General features: G+C 43.2%; 22 protein-coding genes, 1 tRNA gene and 1 pseudogene. 17 read left to right on the top strand and 7 right to left on the bottom strand.

Going from position 1 to position 20,669, the window contains the following annotated elements; genetic code table 11:
* Positions 1–12 precede the first annotated feature (12 nt).
* The 8 genes from ACVRYP_RS05605 to ACVRYP_RS05570 all read left to right on the top strand — a co-directional run bounded on the left by ACVRYP_RS05605 (position 13) and on the right by ACVRYP_RS05570 (position 6,783).
* The gene (locus ACVRYP_RS05605; RefSeq protein ID WP_447467763.1) at positions 13–468 is read left to right on the top strand and encodes a LytTR family DNA-binding domain-containing protein; all 456 of its coding nucleotides are present in this window, start codon (positions 13–15) and stop codon (positions 466–468) included.
* A 12-nt stretch (positions 469–480) separates the two neighbouring features.
* Entirely contained in the window at positions 481–912 is a 432-nt protein-coding gene (locus ACVRYP_RS05600; protein WP_447467762.1) for a DUF3021 family protein, read from the top strand.
* 236 nt (positions 913–1,148) lie between these two features.
* The gene (gene gap / locus ACVRYP_RS05595; protein ID WP_447467761.1) at positions 1,149–2,159 is read left to right on the top strand and encodes a type I glyceraldehyde-3-phosphate dehydrogenase; all 1,011 of its coding nucleotides are present in this window, start codon (positions 1,149–1,151) and stop codon (positions 2,157–2,159) included.
* Between the two features lie 48 nt (positions 2,160–2,207).
* Entirely contained in the window at positions 2,208–2,978 is a 771-nt protein-coding gene (locus ACVRYP_RS05590; protein ID WP_447467760.1) for a TatD family hydrolase, read from the top strand.
* Positions 2,971–3,540: a ribonuclease M5 gene (gene rnmV, locus ACVRYP_RS05585; protein WP_447467759.1), complete on the top strand. Its 570-nt coding sequence runs from the start codon at positions 2,971–2,973 to the stop codon at positions 3,538–3,540. Before ACVRYP_RS05590 ends, rnmV begins: the two co-directional genes overlap by 8 nt.
* 67 nt (positions 3,541–3,607) lie before the next feature.
* The gene (gene rsmA / locus ACVRYP_RS05580) at positions 3,608–4,480 is read left to right on the top strand and encodes a 16S rRNA (adenine(1518)-N(6)/adenine(1519)-N(6))-dimethyltransferase RsmA (RefSeq protein ID WP_447467758.1); all 873 of its coding nucleotides are present in this window, start codon (positions 3,608–3,610) and stop codon (positions 4,478–4,480) included.
* A 3-nt stretch (positions 4,481–4,483) separates the two neighbouring features.
* Positions 4,484–4,711: a hypothetical protein gene (locus ACVRYP_RS05575; RefSeq protein WP_447467757.1), complete on the top strand. Its 228-nt coding sequence runs from the start codon at positions 4,484–4,486 to the stop codon at positions 4,709–4,711.
* 440 nt (positions 4,712–5,151) lie between these two features.
* A complete protein-coding gene (locus tag ACVRYP_RS05570; RefSeq protein WP_447467756.1) occupies positions 5,152–6,783 on the top strand; it encodes a Na/Pi cotransporter family protein in 1,632 nt (543 codons plus the stop codon).
* Positions 6,784–6,889: 106 nt separating this feature from the next.
* Here ACVRYP_RS05570 and ACVRYP_RS05565 read toward each other — a convergent pair whose 3' ends face one another.
* From ACVRYP_RS05565 to cls, 7 genes are all read right to left on the bottom strand, one after another.
* Complete coding sequence (locus tag ACVRYP_RS05565; protein ID WP_447467755.1) at positions 6,890–7,924, bottom strand: acyl-CoA thioester hydrolase/BAAT C-terminal domain-containing protein; 1,035 nt, start codon at positions 7,922–7,924, stop codon at positions 6,890–6,892.
* Positions 7,925–8,022: 98 nt separating this feature from the next.
* Positions 8,023–8,211 carry a hypothetical protein gene (locus tag ACVRYP_RS05560; RefSeq protein WP_447467754.1) on the bottom strand — a complete coding sequence of 63 codons (189 nt, stop codon included), beginning with the start codon at positions 8,209–8,211 and terminating at the stop codon, positions 8,023–8,025.
* A gap of 122 nt (positions 8,212–8,333) precedes the next feature.
* Positions 8,334–8,543 (bottom strand): helix-turn-helix transcriptional regulator, encoded by a 210-nt coding sequence (locus ACVRYP_RS05555; protein ID WP_447467753.1) that lies wholly within the window; start codon positions 8,541–8,543, stop codon positions 8,334–8,336.
* A 1-nt stretch (position 8,544) separates the two neighbouring features.
* The gene (locus tag ACVRYP_RS05550) at positions 8,545–9,117 is read right to left on the bottom strand and encodes a hypothetical protein (RefSeq protein WP_447467752.1); all 573 of its coding nucleotides are present in this window, start codon (positions 9,115–9,117) and stop codon (positions 8,545–8,547) included.
* A complete protein-coding gene (locus ACVRYP_RS05545) occupies positions 9,101–9,511 on the bottom strand; it encodes a hypothetical protein (protein WP_447467751.1) in 411 nt (136 codons plus the stop codon). Before ACVRYP_RS05545 ends, ACVRYP_RS05550 begins: the two co-directional genes overlap by 17 nt.
* 199 nt (positions 9,512–9,710) lie before the next feature.
* A tRNA-Leu gene (locus ACVRYP_RS05540) sits at positions 9,711–9,793 on the bottom strand.
* Positions 9,794–9,923: 130 nt separating this feature from the next.
* Entirely contained in the window at positions 9,924–11,471 is a 1,548-nt protein-coding gene (cls, locus tag ACVRYP_RS05535) for a cardiolipin synthase (protein WP_447467750.1), read from the bottom strand.
* 331 nt (positions 11,472–11,802) lie between these two features.
* On the opposite strand from cls, the gene ACVRYP_RS05530 reads away from it, so the two are divergent.
* From ACVRYP_RS05530 to ACVRYP_RS05490, 9 genes and pseudogenes are all read left to right on the top strand, one after another.
* Positions 11,803–13,386, top strand: a complete 1,584-nt coding sequence (locus tag ACVRYP_RS05530; RefSeq protein WP_447467749.1) for a quinol oxidase — start codon at positions 11,803–11,805, stop codon at positions 13,384–13,386.
* Between the two features lie 177 nt (positions 13,387–13,563).
* A complete protein-coding gene (gene nrdD / locus ACVRYP_RS05525; protein ID WP_447467748.1) occupies positions 13,564–15,738 on the top strand; it encodes an anaerobic ribonucleoside-triphosphate reductase in 2,175 nt (724 codons plus the stop codon).
* Between the two features lie 63 nt (positions 15,739–15,801).
* Positions 15,802–15,945, top strand: coding sequence for a hypothetical protein (locus tag ACVRYP_RS05520; protein WP_307121281.1), 144 nt, complete (start codon positions 15,802–15,804; stop codon positions 15,943–15,945).
* Between the two features lie 7 nt (positions 15,946–15,952).
* On the top strand, positions 15,953–16,885 hold the full coding sequence (locus tag ACVRYP_RS05515; RefSeq protein WP_447467747.1) for a Gfo/Idh/MocA family protein: 933 nt from the start codon (positions 15,953–15,955) through the stop codon (positions 16,883–16,885).
* A gap of 10 nt (positions 16,886–16,895) precedes the next feature.
* Positions 16,896–17,408 carry a GNAT family N-acetyltransferase gene (locus tag ACVRYP_RS05510; RefSeq protein ID WP_447467746.1) on the top strand — a complete coding sequence of 171 codons (513 nt, stop codon included), beginning with the start codon at positions 16,896–16,898 and terminating at the stop codon, positions 17,406–17,408.
* Positions 17,409–17,430: 22 nt separating this feature from the next.
* A pseudogene (locus ACVRYP_RS05505) lies at positions 17,431–17,913 on the top strand (GNAT family N-acetyltransferase); the annotation flags it as partial.
* A gap of 27 nt (positions 17,914–17,940) precedes the next feature.
* Positions 17,941–18,516 carry an anaerobic ribonucleoside-triphosphate reductase activating protein gene (nrdG, locus tag ACVRYP_RS05500; protein ID WP_447467745.1) on the top strand — a complete coding sequence of 192 codons (576 nt, stop codon included), beginning with the start codon at positions 17,941–17,943 and terminating at the stop codon, positions 18,514–18,516.
* Positions 18,517–18,829: 313 nt separating this feature from the next.
* Entirely contained in the window at positions 18,830–19,528 is a 699-nt protein-coding gene (gene dapD / locus ACVRYP_RS05495) for a 2,3,4,5-tetrahydropyridine-2,6-dicarboxylate N-acetyltransferase (protein ID WP_447467744.1), read from the top strand.
* 1 nt (position 19,529) lies between these two features.
* Positions 19,530–20,660, top strand: coding sequence for an N-acetyldiaminopimelate deacetylase (locus ACVRYP_RS05490; RefSeq protein ID WP_447467743.1), 1,131 nt, complete (start codon positions 19,530–19,532; stop codon positions 20,658–20,660).
* Positions 20,661–20,669 lie beyond the last annotated feature (9 nt).

Here is a 20,669-nt window from a genome sequence, read left to right as displayed (position 1 = left end):
AGGAGAAACAAGGTGGACTATCGCTTTGAGGAAGATAAAGGACTGGATCGAGATGTTATTGATGTGACGGTGCGCAGCCAGAGTTTGACACCCCCTGTCCAGCAGTTTTTAGACTACTTGGCGACTTATCAGGCTGAAGCGCCAGCTATTATTCCTATCAAGACTGCTGATCGTATCGAGATGTTGCGGGTAGAGGATCTCATTTTAGTCGAGGTAAACGGGACCAGTCTGGTTCTTGAAACGACGAGAGGGCCTTTTATCATTAGTGACCGCCTCTATCGTTTTCAGGAACGGCTCAGCAACCCTGATTTTGTGCAGGTGTCTAAACAGTCCCTAATCAATATCAACCATTTGGATTATTTAGAAGACGCTTTTTCAGGCGCTATGACCGCCTTTTTGACTAAAAAGTTAAAGACAAATGTCAGTCGCAAATATCTGAAAGATTTGGCGACCCGTTTGGGATTATAGGGGGGAAATGTGATGACAAATAAGCATAAGAGCATAAGAGATATGATAATATCTATTCTATTTGGAATTGCCTTTGGTCATATTGTTTCTTTAATCTCTTTTGGAATATATGGGTTGACGTCTATACCACTGATTAAATTAGTAGTTGTTTCTATTGTTAGCGGTTTGATTGGCTTGGTATCTAATATACTTTTTGGCGTTAAGGAGATACCTGCAAAAGTTTCTTATCCTCTGCATTTTATTGCTGTTTTCACCCTAATCATTATTATGAATGTCTTCAATGGATGGGTAGATAAAGATACTTTTGCCAATTATGCCCTTAATCTTTTCCTACAATTTTTAATAGTTTATGGAGTTATTTGGTGCATAGTCATTTATCTTAACCATCAAAAAGTGTCCAAAATTAATGAACGCATCAAGCAACGTAAACACGAGCTGAGGTAATGGATTGAACATCCAAGTATTTATGATTCATGAAAGAAGCAATATTTGAAAATTGAATTAATAGGTAACCGTATCAGTCTTATAGCGTTGAAAAAATCTTGCAAAAACCTATGAAAAGTTATATAATAGAAATGTTGAAAGGTTTATTAGAATACTTCTAAGTGACTTATTTCACAATAACGTAGAGGCTTGCCTCTGAACAAATATTTTTGATTTTCATAAGGAGGAAATCACACATGGTAGTTAAAGTTGGTATTAACGGTTTTGGACGTATCGGTCGTCTTGCTCTCCGTCGTATCCAAAATGTAGAAGGTGTTGAAGTGGTTCGTATCAACGACTTGACAGATCCTGCAATGCTTGCACATCTTTTGAAGTATGACACAACTCAAGGTCGTTTCGACGGTACTGTTGAAGTTGTTGACGGTGGTTTCAATGTGAATGGTGACTTCATCGCTGTTTCAGCTGAACCAGATCCAACAAAAATTGACTGGGCTTCTCAAGGAGTAGATATTGTTTTGGAAGCAACTGGTTTCTTTGCTTCTAAAGAAGGCGCTGAAAAACACTTGCACGAAAATGGTGCTAAAAAAGTTGTTATCACAGCACCTGGTGGTAACGATGTTAAGACTGTTGTATTTAACACTAACCATGATATCCTCGATGGTTCAGAAACAGTTATCTCTGGTGCATCATGTACAACTAACTGTTTGGCACCAATGGCTAAAGCTCTTCACGATGCATTTGGTATCCAACAAGGTTTGATGACAACTATCCACGGTTACACTGGGGACCAAATGACTTTGGACGCTCCACACCGTAAAGGCGACTTCCGTCGTGCGCGTGCAGCCGCTGCTAATATCGTTCCTAACTCAACAGGTGCTGCTAAAGCAATCGGTCTGGTTATTCCAGAATTGAACGGTAAATTGGATGGTGCTGCGCAACGTGTTCCAGTTCCAACAGGATCTGTAACTGAATTGGTAACTGTTTTGGACAAAGAAGTTACTGTTGATGAAATCAACAAAGTAATGAAAGATGCAGCTAACGATTCATACGGTTACACTGAAGACGAAATCGTTTCTTCAGATATCATAGGTAGCTCATTTGGTTCATTGTTTGACGCTACTCAAACGAAAGTGTTGACTGTAGACGGTAAACAATTGGTTAAAACTGTATCTTGGTATGACAACGAAATGTCATATACTGCGCAATTGGTTCGTACGCTTGAGTACTTCGCAAAAATTGCTAAATAATAACTAAGAAGAGGGCTTCGGCCCTCTTTTTTGTGTTACAATAGAAACATGGAAATTTTTGACACTCATACACATTTAAATATTGAACAATTTAAAGGACGCGTGGAGGAAGAGTTGACTTTGGCCAAGGAAATGGGCGTGACCACTCACAACGTAGTCGGTTTTGACCGTCCTACCATTGAAAAAGCCTTGGAATTAGCAGATAACCATCCTGAGATCTATGCCACCATCGGTTGGCACCCGACCGAAGCAGGTACTTACAATCAAGAAGTGGAAGACTGGCTGGTCGGCCATCTTTCTCATCCCAAAGTTCTGGCACTTGGTGAGATTGGTCTGGACTACTACTGGATGGAAGATCCTAAAGATGTTCAGGAAGCAGTCTTTCGTCGTCAGATTCAGTTATCCAAAGAGCTAGACTTGCCTTTTGTGGTCCACACGAGAGATGCGTTAGATGATACTTATGCCGTAATTGCGAGTGAGGGCGTGGGGCCTCGCGGGGGTATCATGCACTCTTTCTCAGGTTCTTGGGAAATGGCTGAGAGGTTTATGAAGCTTGGTATGATGATTTCCTTGTCGGGTGTAGTGACATTTAAGAAATCTGAAGACCTGCATGAAGTCGCAACAAAAATCCCACTGGATAAATTGTTGGTCGAAACAGATGCTCCGTATTTGGCTCCTGTACCAAAGCGGGGCAAGGAAAACAAGACAGCCTATACACGATATGTTGTTGAGAAAATTGCAGAGCTCAAAGGCTTGTCCGTTGAAGAAGTCGCTAAGGCAACGACAGAAAATGCCAAGAGGTTTTTTGCTATTGACTGAAAAAAAAATCATCCAAGAAGTCATCGTTGTTGAAGGAAAAGATGATACAGCTAACTTAAAAAGATTCTATGAAGTGGACACCTATGAAACTAGAGGGTCTGCCATTACAGATGAGGATTTGGAACGCATTGATCGCTTAAACGAATTGCGTGGGGTCATCGTCTTTACCGATCCAGACTTCAACGGTGAGCGCATTCGTAAACTCATTATGGAGGCCGTTCCAACAGCAAAACATGCCTTTTTAAATCGTGGGGAAGCTGTGCCTGGTTCTAAGTCTAAAGGGCGCTCTTTAGGGGTGGAACATGCTTCTTTTGAGGACTTGCAAAGGGCGCTATCAGGTGTCCTTGGCTCTTATGATGATGAGAATCATTTTGACATCAGGACCTCTGATCTAATGGCATTAGGACTTCTTATGAGAAATGATAGCCGTAAACGTCGAGAATTCCTTGGAGAACAACTGCGAATTGGCTACACCAACGGCAAGCAACTCCTCAAACGCTTGGAACTCTTCGGCGTAACCTTGGAAGACATTGAGCAAGCAATGAGAAAGTATGATAGATAGTTTTCCTTAATAGTCATCCTACTAAAACAAGCAGACCAGTAAATGTATCTATACAGAAAGAATATATATGAGAATTGCAGATTATAGTGTGACAAAGGCGGTTTTGGACCGTCACGGTTTCACCTTTAAGAAATCTTTCGGTCAGAACTTTTTGACCGATACCAATATTTTACAGAAAATTGTGGATACGGCTGAGATTGACAAGTCGGTCAACGTTATTGAGATTGGTCCTGGTATCGGGGCTTTGACGGAATTCTTGGCGGAACAAGCTGCCGAGGTCATGGCCTTTGAGATTGATGACCGTTTGATTCCGATTTTGGCGGATACCCTGCGCGATTTTGACAATGTTCAGGTGGTTAACCAGGATATTTTGAAGGCGGATTTGCAGACCCAAATCAAGGCTTTTAAAAATCCAGACTTGCCCATTAAAGTCGTCGCAAATTTGCCATACTACATCACGACACCTATTCTTATGCACTTGATTGAGAGCAAGATTCCCTTCTCGGAATTTGTGGTCATGATGCAAAAAGAGGTGGCAGACCGGATTTCAGCTGAGCCAAACACCAAAGCTTATGGTTCCCTGTCTATCGCAGTTCAGTACTACATGACGGCCAAGGTCGCTTTTATTGTGCCACGAACCGTCTTTGTTCCTGCACCCAATGTTGACTCAGCTATTCTCAAGATGGTCCGTCGAGAACAGCCCTTGGTCGACGTCAAAGACGAAGATTTTTTGTTCCGTGTGTCCAAAGCCAGTTTTGTCCACCGCAGAAAGACCCTGTGGAATAACTTGACCAATCATTTTGGGAAATCAGAAGAGGTTAAAAGCCAGTTGGAAAAAGCCTTAGGTCAAGCGGGATTGTCACCAACGGTTCGGGGTGAAGCGCTCAGCCTTGAAGACTTTGCTCGTCTAGCAGATGCCCTTCAGGAAGCAGGGCTTTAAAAAATGGCCTACCAAGAGTTGCTCTACGGCAATACGAGGATCTATCTCTTCAAAGGGAAGGCCAAATATTTGCTTTTTGATACGGATTGGGCAGGAACCTTGCCAGCTTTTTTTAAAGGTATCAAGACTCTAGGTGTTACGGTGTCCGACATTCCTATCTCATTATTAGCCACTATCATCCTGACCACATGGGGATTGCTCAGGATTTGGTCGATCTGGGAATTAAGCTAGTGGTGCCAGATAATCAGATAGATTTTTTGCACCGGTCTGACGCTATCTTTGAAAAAGAAAAGAATCAGGCTTTTCAGCCCATTGTTGATGAGTAGGCCCTAATCTTCCATTGGAAAACAGCAGAAATTTTTTAGATGATTTAGGAATAGATGGAGAGATTCTCTCGATGCTTGGTCATACGGAAGGTAGTATTTCTATAGTGTTGGATGACGGACACGCCTTTATCGGAGATTTGTATCCCTTGGACCAAGTTTCCTCTTATGCTGATCGGCGGATTACCAGAAGATAGGAACCCTTGCTGGATAGAGGAGTAACAGAGGTTTACTACGCTCACGCTTTATCTTAGACTATTAAATAATTTTCCCATCTTGTCTAAAGTATGAAAAAGTAATAAAATAGAATATGTGAAAACATAAACGAGCAGAAAGAGAGGGCGCAAAGTGTCAGTCAATTGGCAAGAAATTGCGTTTGGATTTTTTGGAGGCTTAGGGCTATTTCTCTTTAGTATCAAGTACATGGGGGATGGACTTCAACAAGCAGCTGGGGATAGGTTGCGCTATTATATTGATAAATACACCAGCAATCCTTTTTTAGGTGTTTTGGTTGGTTTGGGCATGTCTGCCTTGATTCAATCGAGTTCAGGCGTGACGGTGATTACGGTTGGCTTAGTTTCGGCTGGTCTTTTGACTTTACGACAGGCTATTGGGATTGTCATGGGCGCTAACATTGGGACAACCGTTACCTCCTTCTTGATTGGTTTTAATTTGGGGGATTATGCCCTGCCTATGATTTTTATAGGAGCAGCTCTTCTTTTTTTCACCACTAATCGGAAGTTAAATAACCTGGGGCGTGTTCTCTTTGGTATTGGGGGTATTTTCTTCTCGCTCAATATTATGAGTGGTGCTATGGAACCCCTCAAATCAGTGACAGCTTTTCAAGATTATTTGGCCACCCTAGGAGATAAGCCGGTTATGGGAGTTCTCATTGGAACTGGTTTGACTATTCTTATTCAATCTTCTGCAGCCATCATCGGTATTGTTCAAGGGCTACATGCCAGTGACCTGTTAGACTTGCAGGGGTCGATTCCGATTTTGTTGGGAAGTAATATTGGAACCTGCATAACAGCAGTTTTTGCAGCTATTGGGGCCAATGTTTCTGCCAAGCGTGTCGCTGGAGCTCATATCCTTTTCAATGTCATTGGGACCTTGATTTTCATGGTATTCTTATCTCCATTTACCGCTCTGATTGATGGGATGCAGAATGTATGGAGCCTATCTCCTGCTATGGCAGTTGCCTTTGCTCACGGTTCCTTTAATATAACCAATACCATTTTACTGTTTCCATTTATTGGGGGGTTAACCTACTTAGTTACTAAATTGATTCCTGGCGAAGATGAAATTGTTAAATATGAAGCCATCTATTTAGACAAATTAGTGTTGAAACAAGCACCGTCTATTGCCTTGGGGAATGCTAAAAAAGAGTTAATTCACCTCGGCGCCTACGCTACTCAATCTTTTGAAGCGGCTTTCTACTTTATTGAAACCGGTAATGAGAAATATGCCGATATGACCCGAAAATATGAAGATGTGGTCAATGGTATTGACGAAGAATTAACCAACTATTTGATTGAACTATCCAGTGAGCTTCTCACCCAGCATGAAGGGGTTATTCTTTCCAGTATCTTGGATTCGACACGAGACTTGGAGAGAATTGGGGACCACGGTGTCAATCTGATTAACTTGATGGAATACAATCTCTCAAAAAATATCCGTTTTTCACAGGCGGCAACGAAAGAATTAGACCAGCTCTACCACATGACCCACACCTTGATTTTGGATGCGCTCAAAGCTATTGCTGATAATGAGCGTGACTTGGCGAATGAATTGGTTAGTCGTCATCAAGCGATTAAACGGTTTGAGCGTCAAATTCGCAAGGCTCATATCAAGCGAATGAACAGCGGTGAGTGTGCAGTGCTGGCAGGGCTTAACTTTATCGACCTGATTACACCGTGTACCCGTATCGCCGATCATGCCATGAACTTAGCTGAAAAAGTGATTGACAATCAGATTTAGCCTGAACTCAAAAAAATGGAGGCAGATAACCAGTATTGGTTTGTAACCAGGGTTATCTACCTCTTTTGTTTTTTAAAGATGTATCTATAGTATGTCCGTCACAAGGCTATTGATGCCACTGTTCTAAGCGTTCTTTGATGATTTGACGATAGGATTCTCCTGCAGCAGCATTGGTTTTCTCATCGCCGCCGACTGCAATAAAGCCATAGTCTGATGCCATATAGCCATCGCCTGCGAAAATATGCCCAGCTTCGTCATAAATATGGACTTCTGCCCGCTCGCCCTGGGTTTCCTTAATCGTTTCGGCCATCAGAGCACTGGGCCACATCCGGTCTTGGCCTCCTGCGAAAATAAGCATATCCACATCAACGGTTTTCTGTAAAATCTTCTTGGTTTCGGCATCACTGGTGTTCTCAATAGCTGTGCGGTAAAGGGGCTCATAGGACGTTGGAGCCCCTGTTGCCATGCCTATTAGAAAACCGATATAATCTGTGAAACCAGCCTGCATCGTGCTGATGTATGGCAGTTCTTTTCCCCTATAAGTCCAAGAGGAAGCAAGATTGTCATAATCTAGGCCATTGAAAGTATAAGCGCTAGGAGCCATGAGAATGATGTGGTCGATTTCAGGGTAGTAGTTGACCAGATTGAGGCAGAGCTCAGCTCCTTTTGAGCCACCGTAAAGCGTTAGCGGAGTTGTATCTGCAATGTTTTGGTGAATGTAGTCCAAGACCTCGTCAAAGAAATCAAGGGGAATTTTAGAAAGCCTGGCCTTTTGATTGGGCATACCAAAGCTAAAGAGGGCCAAAACTTCGTAACCACCCTTAGCAAAAGAAACAGCTTCATAGTAGGCTGGGCTACCCTCGGAGCCGCCAAAGGTCACAATGACGCCTTTTTTCGTCTTGTTGCTTGGCTTTAAATGAAATCCATTCAAGTAGTTACCTTCAATGTGTTTGACATCAACCCCATCCAAATCCGTAGGATAAAGATCAAGATTTTGAGGATCAGAATAGATGGAGTTGTCCTCAGCTTGCTGATACTTGCTATAGGAAAAATGGTTATAGGCCCTGAGGAGAAAGACACTGACAATTATAAGTATCAGTAAGATCACTAGGCCTTTCAAGCATTTGAGAAAATATTTCATGGTTTACCTCCATATTTACCATCTCGCTTTAGTATAGGATAATGGTCGAATGGTCACTAGTCATTAATGTCACAAGATAAGGTGACAAAAGTCACTGCTTAGCTGAATTGTTCAGGGTTCTCCACAAAGAATCGGCTAACTGTTCCACAGTTTTTACAGATGTCTAGGCAGATGGATTGGCTGAGACTCGTAGCACTGCCAGAACGTGAAATGCCAGAGTAGCCTTTATTTTGTTTAGCTGTAACAAATTGACTTTCTCCACAATAAGAACAAGAATGTGTTGTCATAAGTTTTCCTCCATTTCTAGAAAAGCCACAATGTGGTCTTTTTCTTGCTCGGTAAGATAAGCGAGGAGTGCTCCCTAATACTTCAACTAAGGAGGCAACCTGTTTAAAAGCAGTTTTAGCATTTAATCCTCCTTATTGAGTTGGAAAATGTCTTCCACATGGAGTTGAAAAAGGTCTGCGATTTTAAGGGCTATTTCAAGAGAAGGATTATAGCGGTTATTTTCGAGGTGAACGATTGTTTCACGGCGAATCCCAACTAATTGTGCCAGCTCCTGCTGGCTTATTTTTTTAGCCTTGCGCAGTTCTTTGAGCTTGTTGCTAATGTTAGCCATCTTAGCCACCTCGTTTCTCAAAGTAGAAAAAGGCAAGGTCAAAGGCAAAAATGATAGCTCCCCCAAAAATCAACACCATGCCAGCAGTGATAGTAAGTGATCTAAAGAAGGTGACAATGGTCAGAAGCATTAGACTCACTACAACCAAGACCAAGGTTAGGCTAGCTGCTTTGGCTAGGTTCATGTAAAACCGATCGTCAGGTTTTTCATCGATTGGTTTAAAGAGAAAATAGAGGGCAAACACTGCCAGAACAGTCAAGCCAATTCCTAAAACAAGGTGTTTCAGCCAGACAGGATCAGTATCTGGGGTTAAGGCCCAGATTCCCTTGGTATAAATAGCAAAGGCTGTAAAGAGTGTGACCGCATAAAGCTTTTCTGTCAGTCCAAAATAGGTCTCCTTGCTATCAGCTAGAGGAATTCTTTTAAAATAGAGGTAAAGAAGAAGTTGATATAGAATGGCTCCAGCGAATATCAGATTTTTAATCCAGTTAGGATTTGAAGGCGGTGTCCAAATCCATAGCGCAGCTGTCACCAAAATGGTTAAAACAAATGTCCATTTATAACGATTTGGCATAGTAGGCCTCCTTTTTAAACATCCCATAAAATGCTAAACCTGATATAAGAGCTAGAGCGGCAAAGGTGCCCGTCAGTATCATAGTTTTTGTACCCATCACTAATTCACTTGACAAAATAGAGAGTTTGACAGCAAAAAGTGATAGGAGAGATGGGATGATGTAGAACCATTTGAATCCTTGCGGGGAGTTTTTACCTTTGACAATCGTTCTTTTCTTAGTCGAAGGAGAAAGAAAGACAAGGGCTAGAAAAATCACTGTCAGGAGCAAAAGGGTAGTGGCATAGATGACATGCTTAAGCCAGATAGGATTGGTATCTTCTGACGTCAACCAAATCAGTAACAGTGAACCATAACTGATGAGAAAAGGAATGATTTTGTGACTGTCTTTTTTCATAAGAGAAACCTTCTTTCTATAGAAATCATGTGATATATTTATAACTTTTTGTGTTATAAATATATCACATGAAAAAGAGCCTGTCAAGAAAAATGTGAATTATTTTTAACATGTTATCTTCTGTTGAACGACTCGTTATTCTCTTAGAATTTAAAATACCAAAAAAGGATTGCTACCAAGTAACAATCCTCTTATATCATGCGGAGAAAGGGATTTGAACCCTCACACCCATACGGGCACATGCGCCTGAAGCATGCGTGTCTGCCGTTCCACCACCTCCGCAAAAGGCTATCCCTATCATACACAAATTAAAGAAAAAATACAAGTTTTGAAGGACAAAACGGTCGCTAAACTTTTCTCTGTAGAGTTTTAGCGACCGTTTTTTTGATTAGTTTTTAGGAAGCCAAGTGCTTTAAAGCATTGGGGCAAAGACTTCGACCAAAGCCTTAATCAGTTTGTGTCTTAAGCTAATTTTCAAGGTGTCGTCGTAAATTTCTTGGGATACAGCGAGACTCTCAAGGAAGTCCTGCTTGCTATCCGCAATAATCGGAGAATTATGGATAAACACAGCATTTTCATAGTGATGGACCAAACTACGGTAATCCAAGTTGATGGTGCCGATAACGGCATAGATGTCGTCAACGACAAAGTTCTTGCTGTGAACAAAGCCAGGTGTGTATTCAAAAATACGAACACCAGCATCCCGTAGTTCCTGATAAGCAGAGCGGTTGATGATTTGAATGAGCGCCTTATCTGCGATAAAGGGCATAAGGATAATAACTTCAACCCCACGGAGCGCAGCGTTTTTTAAATCCTCAGTTAAATCATAATCGATAATCAAGTAAGGGGTAGTGATGTAGACATAATGTTGGGCTTGCTTAAGAAGGTTTAAGTAGACAATCTTACCAACATAGCGCTGATAAATGGGTTTCGGGCCAGACCCATATGGAACATAGAGGCCACCGTCAGCTACGACGGGCTGGGTGAAGCTTTGATAGTGGTTGAAATCTGACACCTCAATACTATTGATGTCCCAGTTGAGAAGAAAGAGTTTGGTTAAGGCTTGAACAGCCATTCCTTCAAGACGCATACCACCATCTTTCCAGTGACCAAAGCGTTCCTTAATATTGACGTACTCGTCAGCAAGGTTAATCCCACCTGTGTACCCAATTTGCCCATCTATTACCATGATTTTACGGTGACTACGGTTATTATAAACCACAGAGGCTTTAGGGCTTAAGCGGTTAAAAGGCGCTGCCTTAATTCCGAGCTCTTTTAGCTGAATATCATAGTCATTAGGCAAAGTGACCATACAGCCGATATCGTCATACATGAAACGAACTTCAACGCCCTCTTTGGCTTTTTGGACTAAGATCTCTAGGATACTGTCCAACATTTCTCCAAGTTCAACGATATAATACTCCATAAAGATAAAATGCTTGGCCTGACGCAGATCATCAAGCATATCGGCCCACATCTCTTCTCCTAGAGCATAGTAGCGAGACTGGGTATCCGTATAGGGTTGGGCAGTCGGATCAACCATCATCAAACCATGCAAATGATTATAAGTAGTCGGATCTGAGAGATGCATGTTTTGCATCAGAGGGTGCTCTCCTGGCAGGAGGACATGCCTGAGGGCACGCTTTTCAATTTTTTGGTAATGCTTGCGCTCAACCTTTGAAATACGGCGTTCAAAGAACATGACGTAGAAGATACTGCCTACACCGGGCAACATAAAGACAATAATTAACCAAGCCACCTTATTTTCAGGAGCCGTTTTTCGATTGATAATCGATAAGATAGAGCCTAGGTAGACCAATATGAGAAGAATCCACAAGAAAGGCGCCTTGTCTGCTAGAAAGACAAAGAATAAAATGAGAGCCAAGATTTCAATAATAATGGCCAAAGCACAAAACAAATAAAATCCAAATCGAGATAAGAAGGTATAGAGTTTTTCCATAGCATGATTATAGCAGAATTTAATAAGATTTAAAAGCCTTTACGAATAGATAAATAGGATAAAAATCCGTATCAAAATTCGTATAAAATGGCTATAGTCAGAAATTTGTGGAGCCGTTGAGGTGCGCCAGTGAGAATGACTAGAAAAGAGAGATGATGGAAGAGAAGAATCACTATCAGATGTTTTGGAAGGAAAGTTTTCATACCTTTCGAGAGATAGAGAAGTACACTAAATCACTTTCTAGGACAGATCTTTTTCAAGGTCAGGAAGTGCATGACAGTAAAGAGACTTTCTGATATACTATGAGTTAGGTTCTGAAAAGGAGTTAACTATGAGTGAGTACAGTCGTATGGAAAACCTCTACCCGAGAGGAAAACATACTAAGAGAAGTCGGATTAGAAAGGGGAGCAGTCAAGGAGAATGGCTAGAGCATGATGCTACTGCACCTCGGTTATCCTTAAGGGAAAGACGGGCGCATCTACCTTGGGGGGTGATTATAGGGTTGAGTGCCTTGTTGGCTGTTTTTAGTGTTGCCAATCCCTTACTTATGCACTTTGCAGATAGTTTGCAATCTCAAACCTTATATATCGGATCTGCTATGATGGCAGGCCATGTTCCATATATGGATTTTTATGGGACAAGTGGTCTGGTTTATTATCTGTTAGCAATGGTTGGAAGTTTGTTAGGGACACCATGGATCTTAATGGCCATTCAATTCGGCCTAACGGTTTGGTCAGGCGCAACCTTTTATCGCATAATTTGGCAAATAACCTATCACGAGAAAATTAGTCGTCAGTTACTCTTGGCCTTTTATTTAGGAGTGGCCTGCCTCGGCTGGGGAGGGATCTACGCCTCTTTGTTTGCTCTCCCTTTTCTTTTGAATGGCCTTTCATTCGTTTTGCGCTATCTAGATAATGATACTCGTGACGAAGGATTCATTCTTTACGGTATTAATGGGGCACTGGTGTTTTTAATTGATCCTAAGAGCAGCCTCTTGTGGTTAGTCAGCCTTGTCTTTTTGACGATTGTTAATTGGCGCAGGAAGCGAAAGGCAAGAGGATTTTACCAGTTTCTTGCATCAATCTTTGGTTTCTTGCTCATTCTTTATACAATTGGCTATTACACCATTTTATATCAAAATTTTGGGGCCGCAATTGAGCAGACCTTCTTGTGCCCATTGACAACTTTAGGACTGAGCCTAGGAACGAACATGCTACCATTGATGGTAGGAGTAGGTTTGCTTTTGGTAACTGGTCTCCTCACGAGCTTGGTCTATGGTTTAATGGCTTGTATCAGTTCTCGTCAAAAAGAAATGCCATTGCTGTTGTACAGTTTATTTATAGCAACATTGGCTTTGGCCATATTAGAGTCGCCCTTCTCGGTATCGAATTTGATCCCTTTGGTGCCTTTTGGGGTATTGCTAACAGGACTATATATGGCGGAAACCATTCAGACACAGCTTTCGGATGATGGTGAACTGTTAGCCGTAACAGAACCTAAATCTTACCTTGTTTTAAATGGCTTTCTTCCTATAATAGCAGTTGCTTATATCATAGCTTATCCCATTTTGATGTGGTTTAGTCAAGAAAGTGTTCAAGCAGATCGTACTGCTGTGGCTGAATATATTTCTCAAGAAAGTGAGACTACTGACAGTATTTATGCCTGGGATAATAGCGCTATGGTTTACTTAGAAAGTGGTCGCTGGTCATCCGCCAGTTATATCACACCTGACACCTATTTGGTTAATGAAGACAAATGGACTGACCTCAATCTCGCTCTTGGTTACGATAAGGCGCGCTTTGTCGCTATTAATCAAAACCAGCCTATGTTAGATTCCTTTGCTTCTCATTTGGCTACTTCTTACGAAGAGATTGACTTAAATCTGGATCATTTCAAGCTTTATCAGCTAAAATAAAAATATCAATATCTTGTGTTTTATTAGAAAAAAACTTTTTCTTTCCACAAGATATTGTTTTTTTGTTTATTAAGTGCTACAATAGATGGCAGAGATAATCAAAAAACTTTTTAAACGGTGAAACGACTCATCACAATTTTTTCAGAGATTAAAAAGGATAGGAAAGAGGCAAGTAAAATGAGTGAAGTAAGAAGTCTTTTTGTTTTGAAACGGGACGGTAGAAGGGTTCCTTTTGACAAGGATAAGATTTATCAGGCGCTCGTTAAAGCTGCTTTGGCTATTGGTGAGATGACTCCTCTTTTGGAGCAAGAAATCGGCCAAATTACAGATCAAATAGTGGCAGAGATTTTTAGTCGCTTTCAGGCAGATGTCAAGATTTATGAGATTCAGGCGATTGTCGAGCATGAGCTTTTGGAAAACAAAGCATACAGACTAGCCGATGCCTACATTACTTACCGTAAAGAACGTGATTTTGCGCGCGCTCAGGCAACAGACATTAATTTTTCCATTGATAAACTGATTAATAAGGACCAGGCGGTGGTTCATGAAAATGCCAACAAAGACAGTAATGTTTTTAATACCCAGCGGGACTTGACCGCAGGGATTGTCGGCAAATCCATCGGTCTCAAGATGCTTCCTCAACATGTGGCCAATGCCCACCAAAAAGGGGATATTCACTACCATGATTTGGATTATAGCCCTTATACTCCGATGACCAACTGCTGTTTGATTGACTTTGAGGGCATGCTGAGAGATGGCTTCAAAATTGGGAATGCGGATGTGGAATCTCCTAAGTCTATTCAAACGGCGACAGCTCAGATTTCCCAAATCATTGCCAATGTGGCCTCTAGTCAGTACGGAGGCTGTTCGGCAGATCGTATCGATGAAACGCTAGCGCCTTATGCGGCAAAAAACTATGAAAAGCACCTCAAAGATGCGGAGAATTGGGTTTTGCCTGACAAGCGAGAAGCCTATGCCAAGGAAAAAACCATCAAGGATATCTATGATGCCATGCAGTCCTTGGAGTACGAAATCAATACCCTTTTTACTTCAAATGGTCAAACCCCCTTTACGTCTTTGGGCTTCGGCTTAGGAGAATCTTGGTTGGCTAGAGAAATCCAAAAAGCTATTCTCAACATTCGGATCAAGGGGCTTGGTGCAGAAGAGCGGACAGCTATTTTTCCGAAGCTAATCTTTACCGTTAAGCGCGGACTCAATTTGGAGCCAGACTCACCCAACTATGACATCAAACAGCTCGCCATTGCCTGTGCGACCAAGCGTATGTACCCTGATATGCTCAGCTATGATAAGATTGTGGAATTAACAGGTTCTTTCAAGGTGCCAATGGGCTGTCGGTCCTTCTTGCAGGGCTGGAAGGATGAGAATGGTGTGGAGGTCAATTCAGGTCGGATGAACCTCGGTGTGGTAACTGTCAATCTGCCTCGGATCGCTATGGAATCTGCTGGAGATAAAGACAAATTCTGGAAACTTTTCGCAGAGCGGATGGGGATCCTTCATGATGCTCTTGTCTACCGGGTAGAGCGGGTTAAGGAAGCAACACCGGCCAACGCCCCTATTCTCTATCAATACGGCGCCTTTGGTCAACGTCTCAATAAGGATGAAGCTGTCGATGAGGTCTTTAAAAACCGCCGAGCTACTGTCTCGATGGGCTATATCGGTCTCTATGAGGTTGCTTCGGTCTTTTATGGTGGCGACTGGGAAACCAATCCGGAAGCCAAAGCCTTTACCGTTGACATTATTCGTGAAATGAAACATTTGGCAGAAGAGTGGTCAGACCGCTATGGCTATCATTTCTCGGTTTATTCGACACCGTCTGAAAGTTTGACCGACCGTTTTTGCCGTCTCGACACGGAAAAATTTGGCATTGTCGAAAACATCACGGACAAGGAATACTATACCAATTCCTTCCATTACGATGTGCGCAAGAACCCGACACCTTTTGAAAAATTGGATTTTGAAAAGATTTACCCAGAGGTCGGCGCTAGCGGAGGCTTTATCCACTACTGCGAGTACCCTGTTCTTCAGCAGAACCCTAAAGCCCTTGAGGTAGTTTGGGATTATGCCTATGATCGGGTGGGCTATCTAGGGACCAATACCCCGATTGACAAATGCTACGCGTGTCAGTTTGAAGGAGACTTTACACCGACCGAACGAGGCTTTACATGCCCTAACTGTGGTAATTATGACCCCAGGACAGTCGATGTCGTCAAACGAACCTGTGGCTATTTAGGAAATCCGCAGGCCAGACCCATGGTCAATGGCCGCCACAAAGAGATTTCAGCGCGTGTCAAACACATGAACGGCTCAACCATCAAGACACCAGGGCACTAATGTGGTAAAATAGAGCCTTAAAACAGCAAGAAAGGGAGCCTTAGGCTCAGAAGGACAAGAGACATGGGAAAATACCAATTAGATTATAAGGGCATGAAACAGGTCGAGCGTTTCCACGAGAAACACTCAAAAGGTGTTAAGGGAGAGGCTTCAAAAGCCCAAGACCTCAAGGCTCAGTTCGCTCAAAAATTAGCCAAGAAGAAATGAGGCCTCTATGCTCAAAATAGGATTAGTCGGTCTGGGCAGTATTGCCCAAAAAGCATACTTGCCCTACCTCCGTCAACTCACTGACGTCGAGTGGCATATCTTTACGCGAAATGCAGAGATTAAAGATCAGGTGGTCAGTCTGTTTGCTCAGGTCAAATCCTATGCTACCATCAAAGATCTGATAGCAACTGATCTTGATGGGGTCATGATCCATGCTGCGACTCACGTCCATGTGGAAATTGCCAGCCAATTTTTAACAGCTGGCATCCCTGTCTATATGGATAAACCCTTGGCTGAGAGTTATGCAGATGCTAAGCATCTCTATGACTTGGCGGAGGAACACGGAACCTTCTTGATGACAGGCTTTAACCGTCGCTTTGCGCCTAGAGTGACGGAGCTCAAAGCTGTTCCAAACAAGACCAAGATTTTTGTCGAGAAAAACGATGTCAACCGCCCAGGAGATCTGCAGTTTAAGCTCTTTGACTTCTTTATTCATCCCCTTGATACGGCGCTTTATCTCCTAGATGATGCACCAGTCTCTGGACAGTTTCATTACCATAAGGATGGAGAGTTGCTGAGTCAAGTCAGTATTGTGCTTCATAGCCCTTCAACAACGGTCATGGTTGGAATGAACCTACAATCGGGCTCGCGCAAGGAAGTCATGGAAGTGCAGTCTCCAGAAGGGAGCTACCACCTTCAAGACCTGACGGACCTGACGGTTCATCAGGGCGGTGACCAATTCATCAAAGGGTTTGGCTCATGGGCAAGAACCCTTGAAAAGCGTGGCTTTGAAAATATCGTCGACGCCTTTTTGACAGCTCTCGAGACAGGAGAAAATCCTGTCTCGCCAAGCTCAAGTCTTTTAAGTCACTGGATTTGTGACCAAATCAACCGTTCCGAAACGACTAGTGGAACGCTCGATGTCACCTTACCGAAATAAGGAGAATGCCATGCAACTACGCCGACCAAAAAAAGAAGACCAAGCTGCTGTCGAGGAAATGATGGCTGAATTTATCGAGACAGGCTCTGCCACAGACGGTGGTTTCTGGAATCCTGAGAACTTTGACTACGATGACTGGCTCCAACATAATGCGGACGCGGAGATGGGCATTAATGTTCCTGAGACGTTTGTGCCTGCAATCCAATTTGTCTCCTTTGAGGATTCTGGACGGGCGCTAGGCTTTCTTCACCTCCGCCTGCGGCTCAATGACACTCTACTCCAAAAAGGTGGGCATATCGGCTATTCTATTAGACCCAGCGAGCGGGGTAAGGGCTACGCCAAAGAGCAATTGCGCTTAGGGCTTATGGAATGCCCTAAGAAAAATATTCAAAAAGCCCTGATTACCTGCTCGGAGACCAATCCAGCCAGCCGGGCCACCATTATGGCCAACGGCGGTGTGCTGGAGGATGTCCGAGAAGGCACAGAGCGGTATTGGGTAAGCACTGAGCTTTTGGAGGATTAACATGGAATGACGTCAGCCAAGACTAGAAGACAAGTCAGCTTTTTTGGAAATGCTCTCAGAGTTTCAGGGTGATGGCACCCGGATCAGCGTGGCCTCAACGATTTGGGCAGCAGCAGAAAACAACTATGACCAGTTTATTGCTATACTCCATCAGCAGGAATCTGAAGATGCCATCCAATGTGGTATGGGTCCCTTTAAGGTTTTTTTCTCTTGGGAAAAGCAAGAGATAATCGGTATTTTAGCACTTAGAACAACAGAAACGGAAGCTGTGTTAACAGAATATGGCCACATTGGCTACTCTATCCGACCAGCTAAGCGCCGTCAGGGCTTGGCTAAAAAACAACTCTCCTTAGGGCTGTTAAAAGCTAAAGAAGAAGGTTTTGAGCGTGTCTTAATGACCTGTCTCACAGAGAACGAAACCAGCAGACGCACCATTATTGCTACTGGCGGTCAGTACGAGAAGACGCAAGGTCCCCATGAGTTTTATTGGATAGACCTAGTCTAGTGACGATTTTATGAGAAGGAGGCTTGTATGAACCATCCAAAACCTCAGGAATGGAAGGCTGAGGAACTCAGTCAGGGACGGATTATCGATTACAAGGCCTTTAACTTCGTCGATGGTGAGGGTGTCCGTTGCAGTCTTTATGTCAGTGGTTGTCTCTTTCACTGCGAAGGTTGCTACAACGTGGCGACTTGGAACTTCAAGGCAGGAATTCCTTACACAGCAGAGCTGGAGGAGCAAATCATGGCTGACTTGGCTCAGCCCTATGTGCAGGGCTTAACCCTCTTGGGAGGTGAACCCTTCTTAAATACGGGTATCCTCCTCCCGTTGGTCAAGCGGGTTCGTCAAGAGTTACCAGACAAGGACATCTGGTCTTGGACAGGCTATACCTGGGAAGAGCTGAAGTTGGAAACCGAGGACAAGTTGGAATTGCTAGGTCTCATCGATATTCTTGTTGATGGTCGCTTTGACCGAACCAAGAAAAACCTCATGCTTCAATTTCGGGGCTCGTCCAATCAACGCATTATTGATGTTCCTAAAAGCCTAGCAAGTGGGACAGTTGTTATCTGGGATAAGCTTCATGACGGACCTGAAGCAGAGGAATAGACATCAGTCAGTTTGCCAGTGTAATCGTTTTAAAAAGGACGGGAAAGGATTGCTCCAAAGGAGAGGCTATCGTTTCTCGTTTTTGTATGCCGAAAAGCTTGTATCCAGGTAACGAAAACCGAAATAAATGAGGACAGTTTTGGCTTCAATGTTACCAAAAAGAACAGATACTTGGCGACTTCTTGATTATTTTTCTCTTAGTTGCTTGTCTGTCCTATCTCTTATCCATCATTCACGTTGTCTTTTTTGAAAGATAGGCAATTTTCTGATATAATGATATGAAAATTTAGAAAATTAAGGGGAATCTTATCCTATGTCAGCAACGAAAATGTCAGCGCAAGAAATTATTGCCTTTATTGGTAATGCCGTAAAGAAAACCAATGTTAAAGTGACCTTTGAAGGAGAGCTTTCTGGGCAAGTACCAGATGGAGTGGTGAAACTTGGAAATGTTCTATTTGGAGATTGGAGTGCTATCGCGCCTTTATTGACAACAATGACGGAAAATGTGGATTATGTCGTCGAGCAAGACGGTCGCAACTCAGCTGTGCCATTACTAGACAAAAGGGAGATCAATGCTCGAATCGAACCAGGTGCGATTATCCGCGATCAGGTATCTATCGGTGACAATGCAGTTATTATGATGGGAGCTGTTATCAATATCGGTGCTGAGATTGGTGCAGGGACCATGATTGATATGGGAGCTATCTTAGGTGGACGTGCCACTGTCGGTCAGAACAGTCATATCGGTGCTGGTGCTGTCTTAGCTGGCGTTATCGAACCAGCCTCGGCTCAGCCTGTCCGTGTGGGAGACAACGTGCTTGTCGGCGCCAATGCAGTGGTGATTGAAGGTGTCCAAATCGGAAATGGCTCTGTAGTTGCAGCAGGTGCTATTGTCACACAGGATGTTCCTGAAAATGTAGTAGTAGCCGGTGTTCCAGCACGAGTGCTTAAAGAAATCGATGCTCAAACCCAACAAAAAACAGCGTTAGAAGAAGCGCTTCGTAACCTCTAATATGACATTTAATCTCATTCAAACCCGACGCGACCTGCACCAGATTCCTGAAATAGGTCTTGAAGAATATAAGACACAGGCCTATCTTCTGGCTAAACTGGAAGAGCTTTTAGCAGGGTGCGACTTTTCGACGGTAACAACTTGGCAGACGGGTATTATCGTCCATTTAGCTGGCTTCGCCCCTGAAAAAACTATCGGTTGGCGAACAGATATGGATGGTCTTCCTGTTAATGAGGCGACAGGCCTCGATTTTCCGAGTCAACATCAAGGACGGATGCATGCCTGTGGCCACGATGTTCACATGACCATTGCCTTGGGGTTAATCCATGAAATGGTCAAGCAACAGCCTAAACATAACCTTGTCGTTCTCTTTCAGCCTGCTGAGGAAAACTTAGCAGGTGGTAAGCTGATGTTTGAAGCAGGAGCTCTTGATGCTTACATGCCAGATGAGTTCTACGCCCTTCATATCAGACCAGATTTGAAGGTGGGGGATATCGCAACCAACACGACTACCTTGTTTGCAGGAACCTGTGAGGTCAAAATTACCTTCACAGGGCAGGGAGGACATGCGGCTTTTCCGCATACAGCTAAGGATGCTCTGGTTGCAGCGAGTTATTTTATTACTCAGGTTCAGTCAGTCGTCAGTCGTAGTGTTGATCCGATCGAGGGTGCTGTTGTGACCTTTGGTAGCTTTCATGCTGGAACGACCAACAATGTTATTGCTGAGACAGCGCACCTCCATGGCACGATTCGAAGTTTAACCTTAGAGCTGAGTCGCCATGTTCAGGAACGTGTGCGGGCAGTGGCTGAAGGTGTCGCAGCGAGTTTTGATATGTCGGTTACTGTTGAGTTAATTGAAGCTGGTTATTTGCCGGTTGAAAACCAACCAGACTTGGCTGCCAATTTAATGGCTTTCTATGAAGATGATAAGGATGTTAATCTGATTGACATCGCACCAGCCATGACTGGAGAAGACTTCGGTTACCTACTGAGTAAAGTTCCTGGCGTGATGTTTTGGTTAGGAGTAGACACGCCTTACCCTCTTCACCATCCGATGATGAGTCCGAAGGAAGAAGCTATTCCCTTTGGGGTGGCGAAGGTTAGCCAATTCTTAGGTAGCCGTCTTAATTAAGGAGTATGC

This window comes from Streptococcus rifensis (assembly GCF_053203525.1).
This window is presented reverse-complemented; position numbering and strand designations above follow the sequence as displayed.

What these genes read in the sequence shown, in the direction of transcription:
- ACVRYP_RS05600 (WP_447467762.1), top strand. Translation starts at nt 481, where the DNA reads ATGACAAATAAGCATAAGAGCATAAGAGATATGATAATATCTATTCTA.
- gap (WP_447467761.1), top strand. Translation starts at nt 1,149, where the DNA reads ATGGTAGTTAAAGTTGGTATTAACGGTTTTGGACGTATCGGTCGTCTT.
- ACVRYP_RS05590 (WP_447467760.1), top strand. Translation starts at nt 2,208, where the DNA reads ATGGAAATTTTTGACACTCATACACATTTAAATATTGAACAATTTAAA.
- rsmA (WP_447467758.1), top strand. Translation starts at nt 3,608, where the DNA reads ATGAGAATTGCAGATTATAGTGTGACAAAGGCGGTTTTGGACCGTCAC.
- ACVRYP_RS05575 (WP_447467757.1), top strand. Translation starts at nt 4,484, where the DNA reads ATGGCCTACCAAGAGTTGCTCTACGGCAATACGAGGATCTATCTCTTC.
- ACVRYP_RS05565 (WP_447467755.1), bottom strand. Translation starts at nt 7,924, where the DNA reads ATGAAATATTTTCTCAAATGCTTGAAAGGCCTAGTGATCTTACTGATA.
- ACVRYP_RS05560 (WP_447467754.1), bottom strand. Translation starts at nt 8,211, where the DNA reads ATGACAACACATTCTTGTTCTTATTGTGGAGAAAGTCAATTTGTTACA.
- ACVRYP_RS05555 (WP_447467753.1), bottom strand. Translation starts at nt 8,543, where the DNA reads ATGGCTAACATTAGCAACAAGCTCAAAGAACTGCGCAAGGCTAAAAAA.
- ACVRYP_RS05550 (WP_447467752.1), bottom strand. Translation starts at nt 9,117, where the DNA reads ATGCCAAATCGTTATAAATGGACATTTGTTTTAACCATTTTGGTGACA.
- ACVRYP_RS05545 (WP_447467751.1), bottom strand. Translation starts at nt 9,511, where the DNA reads ATGAAAAAAGACAGTCACAAAATCATTCCTTTTCTCATCAGTTATGGT.
- cls (WP_447467750.1), bottom strand. Translation starts at nt 11,471, where the DNA reads ATGGAAAAACTCTATACCTTCTTATCTCGATTTGGATTTTATTTGTTT.
- ACVRYP_RS05530 (WP_447467749.1), top strand. Translation starts at nt 11,803, where the DNA reads ATGAGTGAGTACAGTCGTATGGAAAACCTCTACCCGAGAGGAAAACAT.
- nrdD (WP_447467748.1), top strand. Translation starts at nt 13,564, where the DNA reads ATGAGTGAAGTAAGAAGTCTTTTTGTTTTGAAACGGGACGGTAGAAGG.
- ACVRYP_RS05520 (WP_307121281.1), top strand. Translation starts at nt 15,802, where the DNA reads ATGGGAAAATACCAATTAGATTATAAGGGCATGAAACAGGTCGAGCGT.
- ACVRYP_RS05515 (WP_447467747.1), top strand. Translation starts at nt 15,953, where the DNA reads ATGCTCAAAATAGGATTAGTCGGTCTGGGCAGTATTGCCCAAAAAGCA.
- ACVRYP_RS05510 (WP_447467746.1), top strand. Translation starts at nt 16,896, where the DNA reads ATGCAACTACGCCGACCAAAAAAAGAAGACCAAGCTGCTGTCGAGGAA.
- nrdG (WP_447467745.1), top strand. Translation starts at nt 17,941, where the DNA reads ATGAACCATCCAAAACCTCAGGAATGGAAGGCTGAGGAACTCAGTCAG.
- dapD (WP_447467744.1), top strand. Translation starts at nt 18,830, where the DNA reads ATGTCAGCAACGAAAATGTCAGCGCAAGAAATTATTGCCTTTATTGGT.
- ACVRYP_RS05490 (WP_447467743.1), top strand. Translation starts at nt 19,530, where the DNA reads ATGACATTTAATCTCATTCAAACCCGACGCGACCTGCACCAGATTCCT.